We start from the raw sequence: 19615 nt of genomic DNA, 5'->3' as shown, positions 1-19615 counted from the left end.
TGAAAAGCGGGCGAAAAAGAAGAGCAGGGCCGCCGCCTACATCGCGATATAGCGGTCCTTGCGGTGATTGATGGCGAGCGTCAGGTTGAGCACGACGGCGCCAAGCACGGAGCAGGCGATGATGAAGGGGCTGGCGACGAAGAAGGAGAGCGCCAGCACGATGCCGTCGAAGCCGAGCTGGACGAGGCCAGCGCGCCAGCCGAAGCGATCCTGGATATAGAGGGCGAGAATGCCGATGCCGCCGAGGCTGGCGCGGTGGCGGAAGAGCGCCAGCATGCCGGCGGCAATGACGAGGCCGCCGAACAGCGCTCCGGCAACCGGATGGACATGCGTCACGCCGATGAATCCAGGCGCGAACTCGGACAGGACCGAGGTCAGTCCGATTGCGATGAAGGTCTTGATGGTGAAGGCCGGGCCCAGACGGCGGAAAGCGAGATAATAGAAGGGCAGGTTTACGGCAAAGAAGCAGAGACCGAAACTGATCCCGGTGGCGTAATGGGCCAGGAAGGCAAGCCCCGCGGTGCCGCCGGCCAGCAGACCGGCGCCGGAAAGCAGCGAGACGCCGAGCACGGCGAGCATGCTGCCGGCGACGATACCCTGCGCGTCGTCGAACAGCGAATGGCGATCGGCGCTGGAATTCAGAAGGCCCGTGAAGGCATTGGAGGCCATGATGTTCCCCTATCGGCTTTGCCGTTTTCTATCCGGCGCAGGGATAAAGACAAGTGCCCAGCGACGCCGTTGACAGCGCACATAATCATAGATATATTTTATCCATGATTAGTGGAGATGGCATCGATGAAAATGAGCGATGGAGTCGAGCAGGCCATTCACAGCGTCGCCATGCTCTCCGGCCTCTCCGAAGGCGGTGTGCTTTCGGCGGCTGCCCTGGCGGAATTCCACGGTGTTTCGACGAGCTACCTGCTCAAACACCTGCAAGCACTGTCGGGCGCGGGCATCCTCGATACCGTGCCGGGGCCGAAGGGCGGCTATCGGCTGGCGAAGGCGCCAGCGGACATTTCGCTGCTCGACATATTGCTTGCGGTCGAAGGGCCGGCGCCAGCCTTCCGCTGTGCCGAAATCCGCCAGCGCGGACCGAACCCGGTTTCCGAGCGCTTCTTCGCCAAGCCCTGCAACATAAGCGCCGCGATGCTCCGGGCCGAGCGGGTCTACCGGGCCGAACTCGCCAAGACCAGCATTGCCGATCTCGGCATCGAACTTGCCGCCCTCGACGACGGATCGATCGCAGCCCGGGGCTGCGCCTTCCTTGAAATCCATGAACGCAAGACGGCTCGTTGAGCCACAACATAGGAGAAAGACATGCAACCGCGTTTCAACTTCGCCAAAGCCGCTCCCGATGCTTACAAAGCAGTGGTCGCACTCGAACAACATGTCCAGTCTTCCGGGCTGGAGCGCCGCTTCATCCACCTGATCAAGCTACGCGCCTCGCAGATCAACGGCTGCGCCTACTGCGTCGACATGCATGTGAAGGAAGCCCGCCATGATGGGCTCAGCGAACAATGGATCAACCTGATGTGCGTCTGGCGGGAATCGCCGATCTATGACGCGCGCGAAAGGGCGCTGCTCGGCTGGGTCGACGCGGTGACCAATGTCGCCAAGACAGGCGCGCCGGACGCAGATTACGAGGCATTGAAGGCGCATTTCTCCGAAAAGGAGATGACCGAGATCACGGTGGCGATCGGTGCGATCAATATCTGGAACCGCCTTGCCGTCGGCTTCCGCTCGCAGCATCCCATCGACCAGGTGACGAAAGCCGCGTAAGCGATATTCACGGGAACCGACCCGAATATCTCGGGTCGGTCGATTATCTCATCATTGGTGATCGGCAGCGGCCCGCGCGACAACGGCGTCAGCGCCGTTGCCGGAGAGGTCTATGCTGTTGAATATGTCGCGGACAACCTTGGTAATTTCCTCTGCGGAAGCGCCTTTGGCGTATTCTTCCTGCATGCGGCGTCTTACGAGTTTTTCCAGATCTGACATGGTTCACCTCATCAATCCGGCGCGACAGGAGTGTCGCGCCGGGGCTGATCTGAGGCAAGTTACGATTTGTTTAGAGTGGGTTACCGATTTGTAAGGTTTGAGTTTGGCCGTGGGCGCCAGGAAAGAGACCCCTCCCCAACCCCTACCACAAGGGGGAGGGGCTAAGGCGTTGCACCAACTGAGACAAACGTCAGGCTTCTGCGGCTGCAAGAGTGAAATAGAAAGCAACGAGAGCGGCATATAAGCCCCTCCCCTTGTGGGGAGGGGTTGGGGAGGGGACTTCTCTTAGGATGAGGCAGCCACCCTTACAGCGCAATATAACGATCAGCGCGGTGGTTGATGGCGACGAAGAGGTTGAGGACGATGGCGCCGAGGACCGAATAGAAGACGACGGGCGGCGTGGTGACGAAGAAGGCGGCGGCGAGCACGCACATGTCGATGGCGAGCTGGACGAGACCGGCGCGGATGCCGAAGCGTTCCTGCAGGTAGATGCCGAGAATGCCGACGCCGCCGAGGCTCGCGCGGTGGCGATAAAGCGCCAGCAGGCCGAAGCCGAGCAGCAGGCCGCCGAGAAGGGCGGCCCAGGCAGGGTGGATGCTCGAAATCGAGAGGAAGCGCGACTGCACCTCAGCCAGCACCGAGGTCAGACCGATGGCGACAAAGGTCTTGAGGGTGAAGACCAGGCCGAGGCGCTTCCAGGAGAGATAGAAGAACGGCAGGTTGAGCAGGAAGAAGGCGAGGCCAAAATTGACGCCGAAGGCATAGTGCAGGAGGAAGGCGACACCGGCGGTGCTGCCGGTGAGAAGGCCGGCGCTGGCGAGCACATAAAGGCCGAGGGCGGCAACCAGGCTGCCGGAGAAGATACCCTGCACGTCTTCGATCGGTGTATGGCGCGTCGCGCTGGTGTTCCAGACGCCAAGGGCATTGATGCGCTGTGTCATATCCCAGTCTCCATGGCAGACGAGTTCGCGAACGCCTCGGAGGAACTCCTGAAGGCGGTGAGTTTTTTCCAATGTGAAATGAGCCGGTAGGCCCTGCCTGTATCGCCGCGCTTCTGGCGGATATCATTGCAATATCAGCCTTCTGCCATTGCCATCAAGCGAAATAGGTAAGCAATGCTGACCTATTAAAAAATAGCAAGAAATGTTCGCTCACACTGCCCTGCGCGTAAGGAACAGAATGCCGGAAACCGGTTTTCCGCCATCTTTGCGAATGACCGTCCTGACGATCTTGAGGATTTCGAAGCCGTGGCGGGCAAGCAGCTGCCTCACATAGGCTTCCGAATGGGCATAACGCAGCGACGGGGCAAGATGGAAGCCGTCGCGGTCGCCCGCATCCTCGACGGAAAAGGCGAAGTCCGCACCGGCGGCGGCGAGTTCGCCGGCGATCGCAAAGACGCTCTCGAGGTTGCCGAGATACATCAGCACGTCGGCTGCGGTCACGAGGTCGGCCCGCCGGCGCCCGGCATCGTCGAACAGGCAGGAGCGATCGGGCGCAAGCGACAGATCGGCCTGGGCGAGGTGATCATAGACCCGTTTGTCGGAAGCCTTGGCCAGCATGTTCTGCGACAGGTCGAAGCCTTCGAGGCGGCCGGCGAGAGCGCGGATCTCCTGGCCGAGCAGACCGGTGCCGCAACCGAGATCGACGGCGCATTCGTAACGCTTGTCGGTGGAAGAAACGAGGGCCGCCAGCTTCTGCGGGACGCTGTAATCGAGTTTGTCGACCAGGGCGGTGTCGAATCGGTCGGCATAATCGTCGAACAGGCGCTCGACATAGCGGCTCGGCGGCCGGTCAGGGATCACAGCGTCGCCGAGAAGGGCAAGCTTGAGGGTGGCGCCGAATATATCCTCGGGATCGAGGGCGAGCGTCCGGCGATAGGCCTCGATCGCGGCTGCCCCCCTGCCCGCCTTTTCCAGATAGGTGGCGAGCCGATACCAGCCGGCGGCCCAGGCAGGCGCGAGTTCGAGCGCCTGTTCCATCAGTTCGGCCGCTGCCTCCGCCTCGCCGCCTTCTTCGAGCATCCTGGCATAATCGGCGCGGCGGTCGGCGATGACATCGCCTGAGGAAAGCTGGTGGGACTGCATGACGGACCTATCGTTTCGCTGGCATTTGGCGGCGGCCACAAAAAAACTCAAGTCCTAATTCAGAGGCGAAGCGGCCAATTCCGGAAAGGGCTTGCGGGCGTTGCGCCGCGACCTTATTCCATGGGGCAAACAGGAGATGGCGCATGTCCGATCAGGTGAACAGGTTCCTCGGCGATTCGCTCGGCCGCACATTGATTAAACTCGTCGTCGTGTCGCTGATCGTCGGATTCGTCATGACTGTGTTCGGGCTGACGCCGTGGAACATCATCTATGGATTCCGCGACTTCATCCTGGAACTCTGGCACCGGGGCTTTGCAGCGCTCGGACGCGTCGGCGACTATCTCCTCCTCGGGGCAACGATCGTCATCCCGCTCTTCGTCATCCTTCGCCTTTTCAGCTATCGCCGGTAAACATGACATCGATCGATCTTTCCAGGCGCAGCCTGCTCTGCCTTTCCGGACTTGCACTCGCCGCGGTCGCCGGCTGCACCACGACGCCGAAAATTGCCGACACGCCCTCGAACGGCGAGGATGAGACGGCGAGCGTATTGCCGCTGGTCAACCAGCTGAGAGCCAAGAACGGCCTGCCACCGCTTGAGGTCGATCCGGCGGCGCAGACGGCCGCCCTTTTTCAGGCCAAGCGCATGGCGAGCGCCGGCAAGATGGCGCATCTCATGGGCATGACCGACAGTTTCGGCGCCCGCGTCAAGGCGAGCGGCGTGCGGCTGCCGGCGGCCGAGAATATCGCGTCCGGCCAGCAGAGCGTCGAAGCCGTGGTGACGGCCTGGATCAATTCGCCGCATCACCTGGAAAACATGCTCGGTCGTTATGACGGCCTCGGCGTCGCCGTCGCCCATAATACGGCTTCCAGGAACCTCCCCTATTGGGCCATGGTGCTTTCCAGCCGAGGCGATTCTGCCTCGATATGAGGCAGGTCATGGATACGTGCAGCAACAACGCCCTCGCTTTCGACGTGACGCATCGGCTGGTGCTGTCGATCGCCGTTCCGATGACACTCGGCTTCATGACGACACCGCTGCTCGGGCTGACGAGCACTGCCGTCGTTGGCCATATGGGTAACGCGGAAGCGCTGGCGGGGCTGGCGATCGGCGCGATGCTCTTCGACCTGATCCTCGGCAGTTTCAACTTTCTGCGTGCCTCGACGACGGGGCTGACGGCACAGGCCTATGGCCGGCGCGACCGGCATGAGCAGCAGGCTGTCTTCTGGCGAGCGCTTATTTCAGCCCTCGGCTGCGGGCTGGCGCTGCTCCTTCTTTCGCCGCTGCTCGAGACGGCGGGATTGCGGTTGATGGGCGCGGAAGGAGCGATCGCCGAGACGACCGGCACCTATTTTTCGATCCGCATGCTGGCGGCGCCGGCCGCACTCGCGAATTACGCCATCCTCGGCTTCGTCCTCGGGCGCGGACAGGGCAGCGTCGGGCTGGTGCTGCAGGCACTGATCAACGGCATCAATATCCTGCTTTCCATCTATCTCGGCCTGTCGCTCGGCTGGGGCGTGGCCGGGGTCGCCTGGGCAACCATGGCCGGTGAGACGGCCGGCGCGCTCGCCGGGCTTTTTATCGTGCTCCGCGGCTTTGCCAAGGCGGAGCGGCCGGCCTGGGCAGAGATCTTTTCCCGGCATCGGCTGGCGGAGCTTTTCGCCCTCAACCGCGACATCTTGATCCGCACCTTCGTGCTGATCGGCGCCTTCACGATCATGACGCGGATCGGCACCGGCTTCGGGGCGGTGACGCTGGCCGCCAATGCCGTGCTGATGAATTTCTTCCTGCTGTCCGGCTATTATCTCGACGGGCTTGCCAACGCCGCCGAGCAGATCACCGGCCGGGCCGTCGGCGCGCGCTATCGGCCGGCCTTCGAGCGCGGGCTGAAGCTCACCACCTTCTGGTCGTTCGGATTGGCGGCCCTCGTTTCCGGCTTCTTCTTTCTCGCCGGCCCCTGGCTGATCTCGGTACTGACCACCTCGCCGGAGGTGCGGCAGGCGGCCGAAACCTATCTGCCCTGGGCTGCCATTACCGGACTGACGGGGGCGCTCGCCTTCCTGATGGACGGCGTCTTCATCGGTGCGACTTGGTCGGTCGACATGCGCAACCGGATGCTGATGTCCTTTGCCGGCTACCTCGTCATGCTCGCCGTCTTCGTGCCGCTCTTCGGCAACCACGGCCTGTGGCTTGGTATGAACGCCTTCCTGCTGTTCCGTGGCTTCTTCCTCGCCATGCTGGTCAGGCCGCGGGCCGATCAGACCTTCCGCGCCGCCCAGTAATCCAGCCTGCTGTCACGCAATGTGCGGATCGAGCCCACCTTTTCGCGGTCGAGCAGCGCCGAAAGACCGCGGACGATATCGCCGGGAAGACCAGGGCCCTCATAGACCATGCAGGAATAGAGCTGGACAAGATCGGCGCCCGCCCTGATTTTCTCCAGCGCGGTTTCGGCCGAGGAGACGCCGCCGACGCCGATGATCGGCAGATCAGGGCCGACGCGCTTGCGCATTCGGGCAAGCACCGCCGTCGATTTTTCGAACAGCGGCGCGCCGGAAAGACCGCCCGCCTCCTTCGCCTGGCGCTGATCCTTGAGACCGTCGCGAGACAGCGTGGTGTTGGAGACGATCAGTCCGTCCAGCGGATGCGCGAGCGCTTCCGCCGCGATATCGTCCATGCCTTCCTCGGTCAGGTCAGGGGCGATCTTCAGGAAGACCGGGATCTTCCGGCCGGATTTCTGCGCCATTTCGTCGCGCGCCGCCAGCACGGCCGACAGCAGCGCCGCCAGGCTTTCGCGTGCCTGCAGGTCGCGCAGCCCGGGCGTATTCGGCGAGGAGATATTGGCGGTGAAATAACGCGCGACGGAATAGAAGCGGCGGATGCCGGCGACATAATCGGCGATGCGATCATCGCTGTCCTTGTTGGCGCCGATATTGACGCCGATCATGCCGCCACCCGTCAGTGCCGAGAGGCGTTCGAAAGCGGCATCATGGCCTTCATTGTTGAAGCCGAGGCGGTTGATGACGGCTTCATCCTCGACAAGGCGGAAGATGCGCGGACGCGGATTGCCGCCCTGCGGCTTCGGCGTCACCGTGCCGATCTCGGTAAAGCCGAAGCCAAGCTTCAAGAGCGCTTCGGGCACCTCGGCATTCTTGTCGTAACCGGCCGCCATGCCGAGCGGGTTTTCGAAGGTGAGGCCGGCGACGGTCTGGCGCAGGCGCGGATCGGGAGCGATCCGGCAGGCGGGCACGAGACCGGACTTCAGCGCGGCGATCGACATGCCGTGCGCCGTTTCCGGGTCGAACAGGAAGAGACCCTTGCGGGCGAGGCGCTTGAAGGGATCGATCATGGCTGCAGCTCCGGGAAGATATGAACGCCGTTCTCATCGAGCGGCAGCGGCGCCTCCCAGAGCACGGCCGCCAGCGGCAGATCGGCGTAGAGATGCGGGAAGAGATCGCCGCCGCGGGAGGGTTCGAAGAGGAGCTTGTCACCGAAAGCGCGGCCATCGACGGCGACCAGCACCAGGCCGGGCTGGCCGGCAAAATGCAGGGACGCGGTCTGTTTCACCTGGTCCGCCGTGGAGAAATGGATGAAGCCGTCCTTGAGATCGACGCCGGCGCCATGAAAAACACCGCTTTGTCTGGCTTGCTGCCAAAGCGTTTCCGTCACGATCTTGTAAAGGGTCGGTGGCACGGTCATCATGGCCTCGCGATTGCTGATCCTTGGGTCATGAGCGCTTTGCCGGAAAGAGGCGGCGATGTCCACGCCCCGGCACTCAAAAAGCGGGGCCAGCCCAGGCAAAATCCGGAGGATGAGACGATGAAGATTTTGGTTCTCGCACTTGGCGCTGTTCTGCTGCCGCTCGCGGCCGCGGCGGCCGAGGCAGATGCGGGCCGGTTCCAGTTGGAGAAGAGCGGCGACCATTTCGTCCGGCTCGATCGCCAGACCGGCGCCATGTCGATCTGCCAGGACAAGGACGGCGCCCTGGTCTGCCGTATGGCGGCCGATGAGCGGGCGGCCTATGAGGATGAGCTCGACCGGCTTTCAGAACGGGTGGCCAAGCTGGAACAAAGCGGCCTCATCCAGCGGGCTTTGCCGAGCGATGCGGAAATCGACCGCTCGATCAGCATCATGGAGCGGATGATGAAGAGTTTCATGGGGATGGTGAAGGAGTTCCAGGCTGACGAAAAAGCCAATCCCCTTCCGCAGAAGACATGATCTGATATAGTCATTTCAGAATGCCTGCATGCAACGCCGAGGGGACGGCGCGCATGCGGCATGATCGGACTCTTGGGAGGGAGTTTTCGATGCAGGAACAGACCATCATCATTGCGGACGATCATCCGCTGTTTCGCGATGCGCTGCGCCAGGCGGTGATCGGCATGGAGGGACGCCAGTCGATCGTCGAAGCCGGCGATTTCGCAGCCGCACGCACCGCCGCCGGCACCCATCCAGACGCCGACCTGATGCTGCTCGATCTCGCCATGCCCGGCGTCAGCGGCTTTTCCGGCCTAATGGCGCTGCGCGCCGAATTCGCCAGCCTGCCGATCATCATCGTTTCGGCGAGCGACGACGCCACGACGATCCGCCGGGCGCTGGAACTCGGCGCTTCCGGCTTCATTTCCAAATCCTCGGGCATCGAAGACATTCGCCGCGGCATCCAGACGGTGCTTGCCGGCGATATCGCCACACCGGAAAGCTATCGCGACGGCCAGGAGCAGGATCCTGACGTCGCCGACCTGATCCGCCGCCTGCACACGCTGACGCCGCAGCAGAGCCGGGTGCTGACCATGCTGGCCGAAGGCCTGTTGAACAAGCAGATCGCCTATGAACTCGGCGTCTCCGAAGCGACGATCAAGGCGCATGTATCGGCAATCCTGCTGAAACTCGATGTCGACAGCCGCACACAGGCGGTCATCCAGCTCGGCAAGATCAATATGGCGATGGTAGCCTGAGGGTCGACCGAAACCGTCGACAGCAGGATTTTATTCCTCCTTTACCTTTACGGGCGGCGGACGGTCGGTTACTATTCCGTCCGGCTACGCTTCGGCCCGAAAATCGGAATCGATTTTCGGGCCGAAGCGTAGATTTGAAGGGTCAGAGCGTCCTTTGTGCGTCCGAACGGACGCCCGGCGCGCGCTGGAGCGGTTCAGCTTTTCACGGAAAGGCAGAGCCGCTCTAGCTTTTTGGATTTACGCAATTCCGGACGGAAAACGCTTCGCACTTTTCCTGGAATTGCTCTAAAGCGCGGCCTCTAACAGGCCGCACGGAATCGGGCGCATATGCTGTCACACAAGCAGATCTGGGAGGCGATCGACAGGCTTGCCGAACGGCACGAGCTGACGCCATCCGGTCTTGCGCGCCGCGCCGGGCTCGACCCCACCTCGTTCAACAAGTCGAAACGGCTTTCGGCCGATGGGCGGCTGCGCTGGCCGTCGACGGAATCGATCGCCAAGGTGCTCGACGCGACAGGGGCGAGCATGGAGCAGTTTTTCGCCTTCATGCAACCGGCCGCCAGTTCCGCCGGAGAGCGGATCGGCGAGCGTGCCGCCCCCCCGCCGGGCAGCGCCATTCCTCTGCTCGGCTTCGCCCAGGCCGGCGCCGGCGGCTTCTTCGACGATAGCGGCTTTCCGGCCGGTCATGGCTGGGACGTGGTGGAGTTTCCGACGAACCCGTCGCAGCGATCCGGCGTCTATGCGCTTGAGGTGCAGGGTGAAAGCATGATGCCGCTTTATCGCGACGGCGATGTGCTGATCGTCGAGCCCGGGGCGCAGGTGCGCCGCAATGACCGCGTCGTCGTGCGCACATGCGCGGGCGAGGTGATGGCCAAGGTGCTGCTGCGCCGAAGCCCGCGGTCGATCGAGCTGATGTCGCTCAATCCCGAACATCCCAACCGCACGCTCGATCTCGCCGATGTCGATTGGATCGCCCGCATCATCTGGGCCAGTCAGTAGGAAGATATTCCATGCGCCCTGCCGCCGTCGTTACAGGTATCACGGGGATGGCGGTGGTGGTCGGCCTGCTGATGGCAGGCGAAGCGAGGCTTCGCGGCGGCACGGCAGGGGAAGAAACCGCAGCCGCAGAGGAAACGGCGGTCGCAGCGCCCGATGTTGCCCCCGAGACCGCCGGACCGGCGACGATATCCGACGAACGCGCCGAAATGATCGCCCGCTCGGCGGAGCCGGCGGCTCCGCCGCCTGCGGCTGATGGCGCGGCGCCCAAACCAGCCACCATCGCGCAGCAAGCGGCGCCAGTCGGCGGCGAAACGGCAGGTCCCGCCGGCAAAAAGGCGCTGGAGCTGCCGCGGCCGCTGGTCGAGAACGCGGGCAGTCTTTCCTTCGGGGAGCGACGGCTCCAGCTTGCCGGCATCGTCCCCACGCCGGCCGACAGGATATGCGGGCCGGCAGGCCGGCAATGGCCCTGCGGCATGCTGGCAAAGACGGCGCTGCGCCAGCTGTTGCGCAACCGCAGCATCACCTGCGATCTCGACACGGCCGAATGGAAGGGAACAGCGATCGCCGCCTGCCGGCTCGGCACGCAGGATCTCGGTGCATGGCTTGCCGAAACCGGCTGGGCGGAGGCAGAGGCGGGTTCGTCGCTTGCAGCCGTCGCCGAGAAGGCGAAGCAGGCGCAGAAAGGTATTTACGGCGGCGATCCGCGCCGCAAGTGACAAGCCGACCGCCGGGGCGAGATGCTGCCGATCTCTTGTAATGCCCGCCGCCAGTTCCTAATCTGGGCTGATCAACAAGGAATCAGAGATGAACAAGCCGCTTTCCGCCCATGATGCGCTGATCTACGTGATGGTGATGGCGTCGGCCGTCGACAGCACCATGAACGACAGGGAGATGGAAAGGATCGGCCAGTTGATCGGCTTCCTGCCGGTTTTCAAGGATTTCGATGACGACAAGCTCATTCCGATAGCACGCGACTGCGCCGCGCTGCTGGCCGGGCCCGAGGGCCTCGATGTCGTTCTCGAAACCGTACGAGACACCCTGCCGGCAAAACTCTACGACACGGCCTATGCGCTTGCCGTCGAAGTGGCCTCCGCCGATCTCTCGGTCAAGGCGGAGGAACTGCGGCTGCTCAGCCTGCTGCGGGACCGGCTCGGCCTCGACAAGCTCACCTGCGCGGCGATCGAGCGCAGCGCGATCGCCCGCTTCCGCAAGGGCTGAGCCCAAGTTTCAATAGAGCCCGTAAGGAAAATAGCGCAGATAGATTTCCTGAAGACGGCCGTTGCGCGACAGCGTCGCAAGCGCATGGTCGATGGCCGAAGTCAGCACACTGTCCTTCTGCCGCAGCATGATCGTCATGCCCTCGCCGAGGAATTGTTCGGAGAGGTAGGGGCCGTCGAACAGCGCGCAGCATTTGTCGGAGGCCGCCGAAGAGACCCAGAAGGAAAGCTGCAGCGCATCGGCGAAGGCGGCATCGACCTTTCGCTCCTTCAGCGCCGCAAGCAGGGCGTCCTTCGTGTCGAAAGCCTGCGCTTTCAGCGCCGGGAAAAAGGCTGCAAGCATCGCCTCGTGCACCGTGTCTTTGACGACGCCGACCGGATGGTTCGAGAGCGCGGCGGCGGTCTTTCCATCGAGCGGGGCGCCAAGATTGCGCACGAAGCGCGCCGGCAGCATCAGATATGGCCGGGAGAAGAGAAATTGCCGGCGCAGCTCCGGGGTGACCGCAAGGCCGGCAATGACGGCATCGCCCTGCGAGGCGGCGAGCGCATCCTTGAGATCGGCAAAAGGCATTGCCTGGATCTGGCACTTGTCGGAAATCTCCAACTCGCTGCAGATTTCGCGGGCGAGATCGACGTTGAAACCGGAAAGCTTGCCGTTCTGATCGGTGAAATTAAACGGCGGGAAATCGACCGACGTCAGAAAGCGCAGGCGGACCAGCGAGGAGAGATCCGGCCTGGCGAGACGCTCGCGGGCATCGAAGAGCAACGGCAGCGAGGGCGCAGCTTGCTGGGCGAATGCCTCAAAGCTCGAAAACAGCGCTGCCAGAAACAGGCCGATCGCCAGAAAAGCCCTGAGAGTCGGGGATGCCTGCTGGAATTCAATCATGGTGATCCAGTTTCGGGGTTGGGGTCGCCGAGATGTAACAGAGTCATGGCCGGCGGGGAATATCCATGGGAGTGAGGGGAGCGGATGAGGCTCTCTTGAGCGATAGCGCGCACCTCCTGCCCTCAAAATTAGGAGTGCGCCTGCGCCTGCGCGTTAGCGCGGAATTAAAGAATATCGCCTCTATTTGTCGCGACGATACGGACCCCGCCAGCCGATTGCATGATGCATGCGTCAGTTTCCTTTCCGGCGCCGCGACACTCAGGCAGCGCTCTTTACAAATTCAATTTTCAAACACCGGACGCGCGGCGCGCCCGGCCAGATCGGGTGACATTTCCATGTTGAAGCATCTGAAAATCCGCACCAAAATTATATCGGTCGTGGCGCTGCTCGGGCTTATCACGATGGCGGGGCTGGCCTATGTCATCTCCGAATTCCGCCAGGCCGACGCCGCCTATAGCGCCTTTATCGATCATGAGGCGCAGGCATCGATGCTGAGCGCGCGCGCCAGCGCATCGGTGGTGGCCTCGGTGCTGCAGGTCACCCTGCTGGCTGACATGAAACCCGATACGCCGGCTTTCCAGACGGCGCTTGCCACACCGAGCAAGCTGCCACAGGCCCGCGACCGGATGAAACAGGCCCTCGCACTGGTCCCGAGCCGTAAGGCAGCGATCGACGAGATCGAGGCCGGCATCGATGAAATCGAAGCTCTGGCGAACAAGATCATCGAACAGAGCAGGGCCGGGGACAGCACCGGTGCGCTCGCGAATGTCGCGCTGATCAATGCCAAGCTCGATGCGCTGACGCCGAAGATGATTGCCAACAACGATGCGATGATGGCATTGCTCAACGACGGCGGCGGCGCGCTTTCGGCGTCCGTCAACGGCCGGATCACCTTCTGTTTCGTCCTGATCGGCATCGCTGTTCTCACCGCGATCGGCTTCGCCGTCGCCGTGGCGCAAAAAGGCATTGCCGGCCCGATGACGAATCTCAGCCTGCGCATGACGCGGCTTGCCGAGGGCGACACCAACAGCGATATCAGCGGTCTCGATCGCCGCGACGAAGTCGGCCACATGGCAAAGGCGGTTTCGATCTTCCGCGACAACGCGATCGAGCGTCGTCAAATCCAGGCGCGCGCCGAGGCAGACCGCAGCGTCAGCGACGGCGAGCGCCGCGAACGCGAGGCCCAGAAAGCCCGCGAGGCAGCCGAACTCGAACGCGCCGTCGCAGCTCTTGGCGATGGCCTGCGCCGCCTTGCCGCCGGCGATCTCGCCTCTGATATCGGCGAGCCCTTCGTCGCCCATCTCGATGCGCTGCGCCAGGATTTCAACCACTCGATCGAGAAGCTCAACGAGACCATGCAGGCGGTCGGGGCCAATGCCCGGGCGATCGGCGCCGGCGCCAACGAGATTCGTTCCTCCGCCGACGAGCTTTCCCGGCGAACGGAACAGCAATCGGCCTCGGTCGAAGAAACCGCCGCGGCGCTGGAAGAGATCACCACGACGGTGCGCGACGCCGCCAAGCGCGCCGAGGAGGCGAGCCAGCTCGTCACCCGCACGCGCCTCGGCGCCGAAAGATCCGGCGAGATCGTCCGCAAGGCCGTCTCCGCCATGCATGAGATCGAAAAGTCCTCTGGCGAAATTTCCAACATCATCGGCGTCATCGACGACATCGCCTTCCAGACCAACCTCTTGGCGCTGAATGCAGGCGTCGAGGCGGCACGCGCCGGTGAGGCGGGCAAGGGTTTTGCCGTCGTCGCTCAGGAAGTGCGCGAGCTCGCCCAGCGCTCGGCCAATGCCGCCAAGGAGATCAAGTCGCTGATCACCAATTCCGGCATGCATGTGCAGACCGGCGTCACGCTGGTCGGCGAGACCGGCAAGGCGCTCGACGTGATCGTCACCGAAGTGCAGGAAATCAACCAGCACGTCCACGCGATCGCCGAAGCCTCGCGCGAGCAGTCGATCGGGCTGCAGGAGATCAATACCGCCGTCAATACCATGGATCAGGGCACGCAGCAGAATGCGGCAATGGTCGAGCAATCGACGGCCGCCAGCCACAGCCTCGCCAGCGAAGCATCGGCGCTCAACATGCTGCTCGGCCAGTTCCGTCTGACCGGCACCGGCGCCTTTGCCGCAGCAGCACCGATGACATCGTCCCGACCACCGACTGCAGCACCTCACTCCGCTGCACCGCGAGCCACGGTACGCACGGCAGCCAAGACATCGATCCGCATCGCTGGCGAAGGCACCGCCCGGCCGGCCGCCTCACCGGCACGCGCGCTCGGCCAGACACTCGCCAACGCCTTCGGCGCAGGCAGCACGCCGAAGAGCCAGGATGGCGATTGGACGGAATTCTAAGCAGAAGCTCCGCGACCTCTAGCAAGACTGACGCCTGTGGAACTGACGCCTGCCACTCATCCTATCCCTCTCCCGCTCGCGGGGAACGTGTCCTGCGATGAGCGGGGACGGAGAGGGTGCGGCACCTCCCCTTCTCCGCTCAGAACGCGGAGATGACCGGCAGGCGGGTAGAGGCAAGCAGCGGCCATCCTTACTTTTTGCGGGGCCGTCTAGTCCGGCCGCCAGCCGGCCTCGACAAGAATGTTTCCAGGCGCCGTGCAATAAAACGACCAGCCGCCGCGCGTTTGCGCAATGAGTTGGAGCCAATCCAGAGTAAGATTGGAACGTTCGGAGCTTCGGAGGGGATAGACATGAAATCCGCGATCATCGGCCTCATCGGCACTCTCGCTCTTGGGGGGTGCAACACCACGACATACACCGGCCCGGGGCTGGAGCCCATCCCGGGCAGCATCACCTATACCGGCCAGCCGCGCACCAAGCTCACCAAATCCCCGCCCGGATCGAGCTTCCCGCATGATTTCATCGACCAGTATGGCCAGCAGGTGGAGGAGACCTACATCATCCAGCCTGACCGAAGCCTGATCATCGCGCACCGGCGATACAAGCCGATCCGGTTTTTCCGGGACTAAGTTTCACAGCGCCACTGAGGGAAGTGGAGCGGGTGAAGGGAATCGAACCCTCGTATTCAGCTTGGGAAGCTGCTGCTCTACCATTGAGCTACACCCGCGATGCGCTGAGATTTCCAACAGATGGGGGCCGCTGTCAAGTCGCCGCCCGTCAGGCCGGCGTCAGATGCGGAAATGTTTGGAAAGCTTGAGGCCCTGGGCCTGGTAGTTGGAGCCGAGGCCGGAGCCGTAGAGGCTGGCCGGTTTTTCCTGCATGTGCTCGTAGACCAGGCGGCCAACGATCTGGCCGTCTTCGAGGATGAAGGGCACTTCGTGGCTGCGCACTTCGAGTACGGCGCGGCTGCCGCGCCCGCCTGCCGGCGCATGGCCGAAGCCCGGATCGAAGAAGCCGGCATAGTGGACACGGAATTCGCCGACCAGCGGATCGAAGGGAGTCATTTCGGCGGCATAATCCGGCGGCACATGCACGGCCTCACGCGAGACAAGGATATAGAATTCGTCGGGATCAAGGATCAGCTCGTTGCGGCCGCGGCTATAGAGCGGCTCCCAGAAATCGAAGATGTCGTGCTGATCCTTCTCGTCGACATCGACGACGGCGGTGTGGTGTTTGCCGCGATAGCCGATCAGGCCGTCCTTGTCGCCGGTGAGATCGATCGACAGCGCGATGCCGCCGCCCGACACGTTCGGCTGCTTGCTGGCAACCAGCGTCTCGCTTTCATGCAGCTTCAAAAGTTCCGGCTCGCCGAGCACGGACTGGCCGACGCGGAAGCGGATCTGCGACAGACGCGAGCCGCGGCGCACGACGATCGGGAAGGTGCGCGGGCTGATTTCGAGATAGAGCGGGCCGGAATAACCTGCCGGGATCTTGTCGAATTCCTGGGCGTAGTCGGTGATGACGCGGGTGAATATATCGAGCCTGCCGGTCGAGCTCTTCGGATTGGCCGAAGCCGACATGTCGGCCGGCAGCGCCAGGCTTTCCATCAGCGGCACGATATAGACGCAGCCGGTTTCGAGCACCGCACCCTGGGACAGGTCGATCACGTGCAGGCTCAGCCGATCGAGCTTGTCCGAGACCAGATGCGAGGGACCGGGCATGAAGGAGGCACGCACACGAAACGCCTTGCTTCCCAAGCGCAGGTCGAGACTTGCCGGCTGGATCTGATCGCGGTCGAGCTCCCGCTCGGAGTTCAGACGCCCCGTTTCGAACAGCGCCGCAATCGCGCGATCCGCCAGAATTCCAGTTTCGCGAGCCATCATGCCCCATCCATCATTTTGCCGCCGACAAAACCAAACTCGGGGAATTGACGCAAGCCGCCAACAGCAGTATTGCAGAATTATCCCGTGGTGATTTGGCCGGTCGGCTTGCAGCCACGTTAAACAAGTGGCTAAAAAGACCGGGTTGAAACCGGTCTGCTTTTGCGGCCGGTTTTTTTGTTATGTGAAGGTGATGGCATGAGCAAGACCTGGCGCCCGGCAACCCAACTCGTCCATGGCGGCACGCTGCGTTCGCAATATGGCGAAACGTCGGAAGCAATCTATCTCACCCAGGGTTTCGTCTATGACACGTCGGAAGCGGCCGAAGCCCGCTTCAAGGGCGAAACGGACGGCTTCATCTACGCCCGCTACGGCAGCCCGACGAACGACATGTTCGAAAAGCGCATGTGCGCATTGGAAGGCGCCGAAGATGCCCGCGCCACCGCCTCCGGCATGGCGGCCGTCACTGCCGCCGTCCTCTGCCAGGTCAAGGCAGGCGACCATATCGTCGCCGCCCGCGCCCTGTTCGGCTCCTGCCGCTGGGTCGTAGAAACGCTGGCGCCGAAATACGGCGTCGAGTGCACGCTGGTCGACGGCCGAGATCTCGCCAACTGGGAAAAGGCGATCCGCCCGAACACCAAGGTGTTCTTCCTGGAAAGCCCGACCAATCCGACGCTCGAAGTGGTCGATATTGCAGGCGTCGCCAGGCTCGCCAACCAGGTCGGCGCCAAGCTGATCGTCGACAACGTCTTTGCGACCCCGCTCTTCCAGAAGCCCTTGGAGCTCGGCGCCCATATCGTCGTCTATTCCGCCACCAAGCATATTGACGGCCAGGGCCGCTGTCTCGGCGGCGTGGTGCTCGCCGACAAGGCATGGATCGACGAGAACCTGCACGACTATTTCCGCCATACCGGCCCGGCCATGTCGCCGTTCAATGCCTGGACGCTCCTGAAGGGTATCGAGACGCTGCCGCTGCGCGTGCGCCAGCAGACCGAGAATGCGGCGAAGATCGCCGATTTCCTGGCCGAGCAAGGCAAGGTCGCCAAGGTGATCTATCCCGGCCGCAAGGATCATCCGCAGGCCGACATCATCGCCAAGCAGATGACCGGCGGCTCGACGCTCGTCTGCTTCGAGCTGAAGGGCGGCAAGGAGGCGGCCTTCGCATTGCAGAATGCGCTTGAGATCATCAAGATCTCCAACAATCTCGGCGACAGCAAAAGCCTGATCACCCATCCGGCAACGACCACGCACAAGAACCTGACGGAAGAGGCGCGCGCCGAACTCGGCATTTCTGCGGGTACGGTGCGGCTTTCGGCCGGCATCGAGGACACGGACGACCTGATCGAGGATTTCGCGCAGGCGCTTTCCAAGGTATCGGCTTGATCGACTGGAATAGCGGCCGGATTTCAATGTGGAGCCGGCCGCCGATCCGCGGGAACAAGTTCAGCCGCGCCGGCGTTGCGAAGTAAAATTAAGGCTGACGATTAGGCTTAATGATCGAAAACCATATGATCATCACTATTTGACCGCTGATCAACGTTCCGTTTCTTGACGGACCGGGCCTCTTATAAGATACGGGTAACATATCTTGACTATGGTGCAAGGCATGTATCGCGCCCTCACAAGAGATATCGAAGTCGTGGTCGAACCGTTCTATCTGGAGGAGCAATCCGATCCGGAGGACGACCGCTATGTCTGGGGTTACCGGATTGTCATCAGCAACAATTCCGGCGTCGCCGTTCGCCTCATCAACCGCTACTGGAACATCACCGATCAGAACGGACAGGTGGACGAAGTGACCGGCCCCGGCGTCGTCGGCGAGCAGCCGCGGCTCAGCCCCGGCGACACCTACGAATATTCCTCCGGCTGCCCGCTCGACACGCCCTCAGGCCTGATGTTCGGCCACTATCAAATGGAAACGGATGAAGGCGAGCTGTTCGACGTCGACATCCCCGCCTTCTCGCTTGACTCGCCGGGGCTGCTGCGCGTGCTGAATTGAGGGCAAGTTCCTCCCGCTCAAGAGATTGCCGAGACCCCGCCCCTCATTCGCCTGCCGGCACCTTCTTCCCGTAAACGGGGCGAAGGGACCATGCCGCGATCGATCTATCCCCACCGACCTCTCGCAGGGCACGTCCCCTCTCCCCGCGAGCGGGGAGAGGGATAGGGTGAGGGGCAGCTCTCAATGCTAACTGAGCCTATTCCGCCGGCTGAAGCTCGGCTGCTTGGAAGCGGTAGGTGGTCGAGCAGAATTCGCAGGTGACGGATATCTCGCCGTTTTCCTGGCTGGCCTCGATCTCCTCGGCGGTGAAACCCTTCAGCACGTTGCCGATCTTTTCCCGCGAACAGCTGCAGCGGTCGAAGACGGCGCGGGGCTCGAAGACGCGCACGCCGCGCTCGTGGAACAGGCGGAACAAGAGGCGTTCGGTGCCGACCTGCGGATCGGTCAACTCGTCGGCATCGATGGTCTCGACCAGCGAGCGGGCTTCGGTCCAGGCGTCATCCTCGCCATGCGGACGGTCGCCGTTATCGCCGTCGCCGCCGTGGAGATCGGGCTGGCGCATGCGCTCCGGCGCCTCCGGCAGGAACTGGGCGACGAGGCCGCCTGCCCGCCAGCGGTGGCGCGGCTTGCCGGCATCGTCACGGTCGAAGAGTTCGGCCGCAGCCAGGCGCACCCGCGTCGGGATCTGCTCCGACTGGCGGAAATAGACGCCGGCGATCTCCTCGAGCGAGGTGCCGTCGAGCGCGACAATACCCTGATAGGGCTGGGCGAACTTGCCCTGATCGATGGTGAAGGCGAGCACGCCCTTGCCGAGCAGTTGCTCCGGCTCGGTCTCGCCTGAGGCAATCGCCTGGTCGAGCAGCGCCCGATCGAAACGGGCGTAGGCGCGCACGTTCTCCGGCGTCGAGAAATCGGCGACGAGCAGATCGACCGGGCCGTCGCCCTTGGTCTGCACGGTGAACTTGCCGTCGAACTTCAGCGAGGTGCCGAGCAGCACCGTCAGCACGACGACTTCGGCAAGCAGCCGGGCAACAGGCGCGGGATAATGATGGCGCTCGAGGATGGCATCGAGCATGGGGCCGAGCTGGACGGCGCGGCCGCGCACATCCAGACCCTCCACCTGAAAGGGGACGACATGATCATCGCCGGCGAAATCGAACTGGCCGAGGGCGGCTGCAGCTTCTGCCATGGCTTTACTCCTAGTTTCGGGAGCGGCGGCCAAAGTGTCCGGCGCTCGCGCAGTCGGGC

At 63.0% G+C, this 19615-nt stretch carries 23 protein-coding genes, 1 tRNA gene, 1 pseudogene and 1 riboswitch; of the genes and pseudogenes, 15 read left to right on the top strand and 10 right to left on the bottom strand.

The window, feature by feature from the left end:
• Positions 1–36: 36 nt before the first annotated feature.
• The gene (locus tag NL154_RS00890; protein ID WP_210629305.1) at positions 37–669 is read right to left on the bottom strand and encodes a YitT family protein; all 633 of its coding nucleotides are present in this window, start codon (positions 667–669) and stop codon (positions 37–39) included.
• Between the two features lie 126 nt (positions 670–795).
• On the opposite strand from NL154_RS00890, the gene NL154_RS00885 reads away from it, so the two are divergent.
• The 3 genes from NL154_RS00885 to NL154_RS00875 are packed head-to-tail and all read left to right on the top strand — an operon-like array spanning position 796 to position 1995.
• Positions 796–1296, top strand: a complete 501-nt coding sequence (locus NL154_RS00885) for an RrF2 family transcriptional regulator (RefSeq protein ID WP_210629306.1) — start codon at positions 796–798, stop codon at positions 1294–1296.
• 21 nt (positions 1297–1317) lie between these two features.
• On the top strand, positions 1318–1779 hold the full coding sequence (locus NL154_RS00880) for a carboxymuconolactone decarboxylase family protein (protein WP_221145912.1): 462 nt from the start codon (positions 1318–1320) through the stop codon (positions 1777–1779).
• A gap of 54 nt (positions 1780–1833) precedes the next feature.
• Positions 1834–1995 (top strand): hypothetical protein, encoded by a 162-nt coding sequence (locus NL154_RS00875; RefSeq protein WP_434734164.1) that lies wholly within the window; start codon positions 1834–1836, stop codon positions 1993–1995.
• 308 nt (positions 1996–2303) lie between these two features.
• On the opposite strand, the gene NL154_RS00870 is transcribed toward NL154_RS00875, so the two are convergent.
• Together NL154_RS00870 and NL154_RS00865 are read right to left on the bottom strand one after the other, a co-directional pair.
• On the bottom strand, positions 2304–2939 hold the full coding sequence (locus NL154_RS00870; RefSeq protein WP_221145902.1) for a YitT family protein: 636 nt from the start codon (positions 2937–2939) through the stop codon (positions 2304–2306).
• Positions 2940–3149: 210 nt separating this feature from the next.
• Positions 3150–4082 (bottom strand): class I SAM-dependent DNA methyltransferase, encoded by a 933-nt coding sequence (locus NL154_RS00865; protein ID WP_221145900.1) that lies wholly within the window; start codon positions 4080–4082, stop codon positions 3150–3152.
• A gap of 143 nt (positions 4083–4225) precedes the next feature.
• Here NL154_RS00865 and NL154_RS00860 point away from each other — a divergent pair, with 143 nt between their 5' ends.
• Genes NL154_RS00860 through NL154_RS00850 form a run of 3 tightly spaced genes read left to right on the top strand, consistent with a single transcriptional unit; the run spans position 4226 to position 6362 of the window.
• Positions 4226–4492: a DUF6460 domain-containing protein gene (locus NL154_RS00860; RefSeq protein ID WP_064800579.1), complete on the top strand. Its 267-nt coding sequence runs from the start codon at positions 4226–4228 to the stop codon at positions 4490–4492.
• Positions 4493–4494: 2 nt separating this feature from the next.
• On the top strand, positions 4495–5010 hold the full coding sequence (locus NL154_RS00855; protein WP_210629310.1) for a CAP domain-containing protein: 516 nt from the start codon (positions 4495–4497) through the stop codon (positions 5008–5010).
• 8 nt (positions 5011–5018) lie between these two features.
• Positions 5019–6362: an MATE family efflux transporter gene (locus tag NL154_RS00850; RefSeq protein WP_210629311.1), complete on the top strand. Its 1344-nt coding sequence runs from the start codon at positions 5019–5021 to the stop codon at positions 6360–6362.
• Here the strand turns inward: NL154_RS00850 and NL154_RS00845 are convergent.
• Together NL154_RS00845 and NL154_RS00840 are read right to left on the bottom strand one after the other, a co-directional pair.
• Positions 6338–7426 carry a quinone-dependent dihydroorotate dehydrogenase gene (locus NL154_RS00845; RefSeq protein ID WP_434733432.1) on the bottom strand — a complete coding sequence of 363 codons (1089 nt, stop codon included), beginning with the start codon at positions 7424–7426 and terminating at the stop codon, positions 6338–6340. The genes NL154_RS00850 and NL154_RS00845 overlap by 25 nt on opposite strands.
• Positions 7423–7776 carry a DUF952 domain-containing protein gene (locus NL154_RS00840; RefSeq protein WP_221145896.1) on the bottom strand — a complete coding sequence of 118 codons (354 nt, stop codon included), beginning with the start codon at positions 7774–7776 and terminating at the stop codon, positions 7423–7425. The genes NL154_RS00845 and NL154_RS00840 overlap by 4 nt, the downstream gene beginning before the upstream one ends.
• A 120-nt stretch (positions 7777–7896) precedes the next feature.
• On the opposite strand from NL154_RS00840, the gene NL154_RS00835 reads away from it, so the two are divergent.
• The 5 genes from NL154_RS00835 to NL154_RS00815 all read left to right on the top strand — a co-directional run bounded on the left by NL154_RS00835 (position 7897) and on the right by NL154_RS00815 (position 11249).
• Entirely contained in the window at positions 7897–8295 is a 399-nt protein-coding gene (locus NL154_RS00835) for a hypothetical protein (RefSeq protein WP_210629314.1), read from the top strand.
• A gap of 89 nt (positions 8296–8384) precedes the next feature.
• Positions 8385–9032, top strand: a complete 648-nt coding sequence (locus NL154_RS00830; protein WP_221145894.1) for a response regulator — start codon at positions 8385–8387, stop codon at positions 9030–9032.
• 327 nt (positions 9033–9359) lie between these two features.
• Positions 9360–10031: a S24 family peptidase gene (locus NL154_RS00825; RefSeq protein ID WP_221145892.1), complete on the top strand. Its 672-nt coding sequence runs from the start codon at positions 9360–9362 to the stop codon at positions 10029–10031.
• Positions 10032–10042: 11 nt separating this feature from the next.
• A complete protein-coding gene (locus NL154_RS00820; RefSeq protein ID WP_210629317.1) occupies positions 10043–10747 on the top strand; it encodes a thermonuclease family protein in 705 nt (234 codons plus the stop codon).
• An 88-nt stretch (positions 10748–10835) separates the two neighbouring features.
• The gene (locus tag NL154_RS00815; protein WP_210629318.1) at positions 10836–11249 is read left to right on the top strand and encodes a tellurite resistance TerB family protein; all 414 of its coding nucleotides are present in this window, start codon (positions 10836–10838) and stop codon (positions 11247–11249) included.
• 9 nt (positions 11250–11258) lie between these two features.
• Here NL154_RS00815 and NL154_RS00810 read toward each other — a convergent pair whose 3' ends face one another.
• Positions 11259–12134: a transporter substrate-binding domain-containing protein gene (locus NL154_RS00810; protein WP_210629319.1), complete on the bottom strand. Its 876-nt coding sequence runs from the start codon at positions 12132–12134 to the stop codon at positions 11259–11261.
• Positions 12135–12469: 335 nt separating this feature from the next.
• Between NL154_RS00810 and NL154_RS00805 the strand changes: the two genes are divergently transcribed.
• Positions 12470–14488 carry a methyl-accepting chemotaxis protein gene (locus tag NL154_RS00805; protein ID WP_221145889.1) on the top strand — a complete coding sequence of 673 codons (2019 nt, stop codon included), beginning with the start codon at positions 12470–12472 and terminating at the stop codon, positions 14486–14488.
• A gap of 209 nt (positions 14489–14697) precedes the next feature.
• Here NL154_RS00805 and NL154_RS00800 read toward each other — a convergent pair.
• Positions 14698–14778: pseudogene (locus tag NL154_RS00800) on the bottom strand (VOC family protein); the annotation flags it as partial.
• A gap of 60 nt (positions 14779–14838) precedes the next feature.
• Here NL154_RS00800 and NL154_RS00795 point away from each other — a divergent pair.
• Positions 14839–15117: a hypothetical protein gene (locus tag NL154_RS00795; protein WP_210629321.1), complete on the top strand. Its 279-nt coding sequence runs from the start codon at positions 14839–14841 to the stop codon at positions 15115–15117.
• Positions 15118–15141: 24 nt separating this feature from the next.
• Here the strand turns inward: NL154_RS00795 and NL154_RS00790 are convergent.
• Both NL154_RS00790 and NL154_RS00785 read right to left on the bottom strand, forming a co-directional pair.
• Positions 15142–15215 (bottom strand) — tRNA-Gly (locus NL154_RS00790).
• 61 nt (positions 15216–15276) lie between these two features.
• A complete protein-coding gene (locus NL154_RS00785) occupies positions 15277–16371 on the bottom strand; it encodes a 2'-deoxycytidine 5'-triphosphate deaminase (RefSeq protein WP_041678538.1) in 1095 nt (364 codons plus the stop codon).
• A 74-nt stretch (positions 16372–16445) separates the two neighbouring features.
• Positions 16446–16524: riboswitch (SAM riboswitch) on the top strand.
• A 42-nt stretch (positions 16525–16566) separates the two neighbouring features.
• Between NL154_RS00785 and NL154_RS00780 the strand changes: the two genes are divergently transcribed.
• Positions 16567–17751: an O-succinylhomoserine sulfhydrylase gene (locus NL154_RS00780; RefSeq protein WP_221158007.1), complete on the top strand. Its 1185-nt coding sequence runs from the start codon at positions 16567–16569 to the stop codon at positions 17749–17751.
• A gap of 223 nt (positions 17752–17974) precedes the next feature.
• A complete protein-coding gene (apaG, locus tag NL154_RS00775) occupies positions 17975–18367 on the top strand; it encodes a Co2+/Mg2+ efflux protein ApaG (protein WP_009988717.1) in 393 nt (130 codons plus the stop codon).
• Between the two features lie 196 nt (positions 18368–18563).
• Here the strand turns inward: apaG and NL154_RS00770 are convergent, their stop codons facing one another.
• Positions 18564–19556 carry an Hsp33 family molecular chaperone gene (locus NL154_RS00770; RefSeq protein ID WP_221102936.1) on the bottom strand — a complete coding sequence of 331 codons (993 nt, stop codon included), beginning with the start codon at positions 19554–19556 and terminating at the stop codon, positions 18564–18566.
• Between the last annotated feature and the right edge of the window lie 59 nt (positions 19557–19615).

The organism is Rhizobium sp. YTUHZ044 (assembly GCF_051123975.1).
Taxonomy (GTDB): domain Bacteria; phylum Pseudomonadota; class Alphaproteobacteria; order Rhizobiales; family Rhizobiaceae; genus Rhizobium.
Note: the sequence above shows the minus strand (reverse complement) of the source record. Positions and strands in the feature narration are given on the sequence as shown.